Genomic DNA, 5461 nt, shown 5'->3' on the forward strand with positions numbered 1-5461 from the left:
AATATTGTTTTATTGTGTGTTGAAAGTCATCGGCCTATTAGTACAGGTCAGCTACACAAGTCTTTAGTCCTTGCTTCCACATCCTGCCTATCAACCCAGTGGTCTAGCTGGGGGCCTCTCACACTCAAGGTGCATGGAAATCTCATCTCGAAGCAGGCTTCCCGCTTAGATGCTTTCAGCGGTTATCCCTTCCAAACGTAGCTAATCAGCGATGCACTTGGCAGTACAACTGACACACCAGAGGTTCGTCCGTCCCGGTCCTCTCGTACTAAGGACAGCCCTTCTCAAATTTCCAACGCGCGCAGCGGATAGGGACCGAACTGTCTCACGACGTTCTAAACCCAGCTCGCGTACCGCTTTAATGGGCGAACAGCCCAACCCTTGGGACCTACTCCAGCCCCAGGATGCGACGAGCCGACATCGAGGTGCCAAACCATGCCGTCGATATGGACTCTTGGGCAAGATCAGCCTGTTATCCCCGAGGTACCTTTTATCCGTTGAGCGACGGCCCTTCCACGAGGTGCCGCCGGATCACTAGTCCCGACTTTCGTCCCTGCTCGAGCTGTCACTCTCACAGTCAAGCTCCCTTGTGCACTTACACTCGACACCTGATTGCCAACCAGGCTGAGGGAACCTTTGGGCGCCTCCGTTACATTTTAGGAGGCAACCGCCCCAGTTAAACTACCCATCAGGCACTGTCCCTGAACCAGATCATGGTCCGAAGTTAGGTGACCGGTACAGCCAGAGTGGTATTTCAACGATGACTCCACCTGAACTAGCGTCCAAGCTTCACAGTCTCCCACCTATCCTACACAAGCTGCACCGAACACCAATACCAAACTATAGTAAAGGTCTCGGGGTCTTTCCGTCCTGCTGCGCGTAACGAGCATCTTTACTCGTACTGCAATTTCGCCGAGTTCATGGTTGAGACAGCGGGGAAGTCGTTACTCCATTCGTGCAGGTCGGAACTTACCCGACAAGGAATTTCGCTACCTTAGGATGGTTATAGTTACCACCGCCGTTTACTGGGGCTTAAATTCTCAGCTTCGCATTACTGCTAACCAGTCCTCTTAACCTTCCAGCACCGGGCAGGAGTCAGTCCGTATACATCGTCTTGCGACTTCGCACGGACCTGTGTTTTTAGTAAACAGTCGCTTCCCCCTGGTCTCTGCGGCCCACACCCGCATCAGAGAAGCAAGTTCTCATCACGGGGCAGGCCCCCCTTCTTCCGAAGTTACGGGGGCATTTTGCCGAGTTCCTTAACCATGATTCTCTCGATCGCCTTAGTATTCTCTACCTGATCACCTGTGTCGGTTTGGGGTACGGGCGGACTTGGACCTCGCGCCGATGCTTTTCTAGGCAGCATAGGATCACCGAATCACCCCGAAAACGGGGCGCCTATCAGGTCTCAGAAACATGAGCGGCGGATTTGCCAACCACTCTTCCTACACCCTTGGACCAGGTCAATTCCATTGCCTGGCTCGGCTACCTTCCTGCGTCACACCTGTTAATACGCTGACCTCACTGCATCGGTTCCCACCACATCAACCAGCAAGATACCCGAAGGCACCAACAGCTAGCATCAATCATGGTTAGCATCCACAGCTCAGTATGGGCGGTCCTTCGCCGGTACGGGAATATCAACCCGTTGTCCATCGACTACGCCTGTCGGCCTCGCCTTAGGTCCCGACTAACCCAGGGCAGATTAGCTTAACCCTGGAACCCTTGATCATTCGGCGGACGGGTTTCTCACCCGTCATTCGCTACTCATGCCTGCATTCTCACTCGTGTGGCCTCCACCGCTGGTTTACACCGCGACTTCACCGTCCACACGACGCTCCCCTACCCATCCAAACACCCAATCGAAACCAGGTTAATATTTGAATGACGCAACTTCGGCGGTGTGCTTGAGCCCCGCTACATTATCGGCGCGGAATCACTTGACCAGTGAGCTATTACGCACTCTTTCAAGGGTGGCTGCTTCTAAGCCAACCTCCTGGTTGTCACAGCAACTCCACATCCTTTTCCACTTAGCACACGCTTAGGGGCCTTAGTTGGCGTTCTGGGCTGTTTCCCTCTCGACTATGAAGCTTATCCCCCACAGTCTCACTGCTGCGCTCTCACTTGCCGGCATTCGGAGTTTGGCTAAGGTCAGTAACCTTGTAGGGCCCATCGCCTATCCAGTAGCTCTACCTCCAGCAAGAAACACGCAACGCTGCACCTAAATGCATTTCGGGGAGAACCAGCTATCACGAAGTTTGATTGGCCTTTCACCCCTACCCACAGCTCATCCCCTCCATTTTCAACTGAAGTGGGTTCGGTCCTCCACACGCTCTTACACGCGCTTCAACCTGGCCATGGGTAGATCACTTCGCTTCGGGTCTAGATCACGCCACTCAAACGCCCTATTCAGACTCGCTTTCGCTACGGCTTCCCCACACGGGTTAACCTCGCGACGTAACACTAACTCGCAGGCTCATTCTTCAAAAGGCACGCCATCACCAGGGAACAAGTCCCCAGCTCTAACGGATTGTAAGCGCACGGTTTCAGGTACTATTTCACTCCCCTCCCGGGGTACTTTTCACCATTCCCTCACGGTACTGATTCACTATCGGTCATCAAGTAGTATTCAGGCTTACCAGGTGGTCCTGGCAGATTCACACAAGGTTTCACGGGCCCCGTGCTACTCGGGTATCAACACTAGAACGGCAGACACGCATTACACCTACGGGACTATCACCCTCTATGGTCCGGCATTCCAACCGATTCACCTATACGCCTGCACCTCATCCCACCAGCAAGATAGCGCTGGTACATGCCGACCCCACAACCCCGGTGATGCAACGCCTATCCGCTATCACACACCAACCGGTTTAGCCCCATCCGCGTTCGCTCGCCACTACTAACGGAATCACTGTTGTTTTCTCTTCCTGCGGGTACTGAGATGTTTCACTTCCCCGCGTTCCCTCCACACAGCCTATACATTCAGCTGCAGGTCACACCACATAACATGGTGCGGGGTTCCCCCATTCGGAAATCCTGGTCTCAACGTCCGGTTATCGACTCCACCAGGCTTATCGCAGATTCCCACGTCCTTCATCGGCTCTTGATGCCAAGGCATCCACCGTGCGCCCTTAAAAACTTCAACACAACATCAAAGTCAAAAGATATGAGCAATAAAACAATCTAACAAAATCACGCAGACAAGACTCCAACACCAGGCAATCCAAGGAAAAGGACTACCCAGCTCATCTCATCTGCAAGATGCTCGCGTTCACTATACAGTTCCCAAACAACAACCCCGCACCCCCGCAACAACACCCCAAAACCAACACCAACCAAAGGCCAGCATCAATCCCACAGGACATCCTTGCAGCAAACACAGGACAAACACCGAAACACCAAGAACCCCTCACCCCAGCGAACACCACCAGGACCCTCCCCACAGGAAGAACCCCGGCAACCATTCACCAGGAAAGGAGGCTTGTTGCCTCAAAACCCAACAGCATGCCAAACCATACAAACCACGCAACACCCACACACCGCATTCCAGCACCGCAAGAAGAAAACCCCCTGCAATGCGTACTAGCAGATGCCCAAGCACCACGCGGCCACAGCCAATACCCCGCACCAGCATCAGCCAGCACGTTTTCCGGTATTGAGTCCATTGATATTCCACCCATGAGCAACCCACCCGGACAACACTCGTGTCCAGCATGGGCAACCAATAATGGTTAGCTCCTTAGAAAGGAGGTGATCCAGCCGCACCTTCCGGTACGGCTACCTTGTTACGACTTAGTCCCAATCGCCAGTCCCACCTTCGACGACTCCCCCCACACAAGGTGGTTAGGCCATCGGCTTCGGGTGTTACCAACTTTCGTGACTTGACGGGCGGTGTGTACAAGGCCCGGGAACGTATTCACCGCAGCGTTGCTGATCTGCGATTACTAGCGACTCCGACTTCATGGGGTCGAGTTGCAGACCCCAATCCGAACTGAGACCGGCTTTTAGGGATTAGCTCCACCTCACAGTATCGCAACCCATTGTACCGGCCATTGTAGCATGCGTGAAGCCCAAGACATAAGGGGCATGATGATTTGACGTCATCCCCACCTTCCTCCGAGTTGACCCCGGCAGTCTCCCATGAGTCCCCACCATTACGTGCTGGCAACATGGAACGAGGGTTGCGCTCGTTGCGGGACTTAACCCAACATCTCACGACACGAGCTGACGACAACCATGCACCACCTGTGAACCAGCCCCGAAGGGAAACCCCATCTCTGAGGCGGTCTGGCACATGTCAAGCCTTGGTAAGGTTCTTCGCGTTGCATCGAATTAATCCGCATGCTCCGCCGCTTGTGCGGGCCCCCGTCAATTCCTTTGAGTTTTAGCCTTGCGGCCGTACTCCCCAGGCGGGGCACTTAATGCGTTAGCTACGGCGCGGAAAACGTGGAATGTCCCCCACACCTAGTGCCCAACGTTTACGGCATGGACTACCAGGGTATCTAATCCTGTTCGCTCCCCATGCTTTCGCTCCTCAGCGTCAGTAAATGCCCAGAGACCTGCCTTCGCCATCGGTGTTCCTCCTGATATCTGCGCATTTCACCGCTACACCAGGAATTCCAGTCTCCCCTACATCACTCTAGTCTGCCCGTACCCACCGCAGATCCGAGGTTGAGCCTCGGACTTTCACGGCAGACGCGACAAACCGCCTACGAGCTCTTTACGCCCAATAAATCCGGATAACGCTTGCGCCCTACGTATTACCGCGGCTGCTGGCACGTAGTTAGCCGGCGCTTCTTCTGCAGGTACCGTCACTTTCGCTTCTTCCCTACTGAAAGAGGTTTACAACCCGAAGGCCGTCATCCCTCACGCGGCGTCGCTGCATCAGGCTTTCGCCCATTGTGCAATATTCCCCACTGCTGCCTCCCGTAGGAGTCTGGGCCGTGTCTCAGTCCCAGTGTGGCCGGTCACCCTCTCAGGCCGGCTACCCGTCGTCGCCTTGGTGAGCCATTACCTCACCAACAAGCTGATAGGCCGCGAGTCCATCCCCCACCGATAAATCTTTCCACCAACAACCATGCGGTCAAAGGTAATATCCGGTATTAGACCCAGTTTCCCGGGCTTATCCCAGAGTCGGGGGCAGGTTACTCACGTGTTACTCACCCGTTCGCCACTAATCCACCCAGCAAGCTGGGCTTCATCGTTCGACTTGCATGTGTTAAGCACGCCGCCAGCGTTCATCCTGAGCCAGGATCAAACTCTCCATAAAAAAATAAAAAGCCACCGGCAACCCCTTGGAAAATAAGGGCGAAGCCAATGAAGTCCCGGCGAATAATAAAACACTCAAGAACACTGCACGGGGGTGCAATGCCTCAAGCAAATGTTATGTATTCACCAAATAAAAATATTCGGTATCAACAAACTTGGCACACTATTGAGTTCTCAAACAACAAACACT

General features: G+C 54.0%; 2 rRNA genes. Both read right to left on the reverse strand.

The features are described from left to right. Positions 1–16: 16 nt before the first annotated feature. Positions 17–3148, reverse strand: a 23S ribosomal RNA gene (locus AAZQ98_RS17610). Between the two features lie 598 nt (positions 3149–3746). Continuing rightward, positions 3747–5272: ribosomal RNA gene (locus tag AAZQ98_RS17615) — 16S ribosomal RNA — on the reverse strand. Together the 16S and 23S rRNA genes form the textbook arrangement of a ribosomal RNA operon. Positions 5273–5461: the final 189 nt, after the last annotated feature.

This window comes from Glutamicibacter sp. Je.9.36 (genome assembly GCF_051129975.1).
Classification (GTDB): Bacteria; Actinomycetota; Actinomycetes; order Actinomycetales; family Micrococcaceae; genus Glutamicibacter.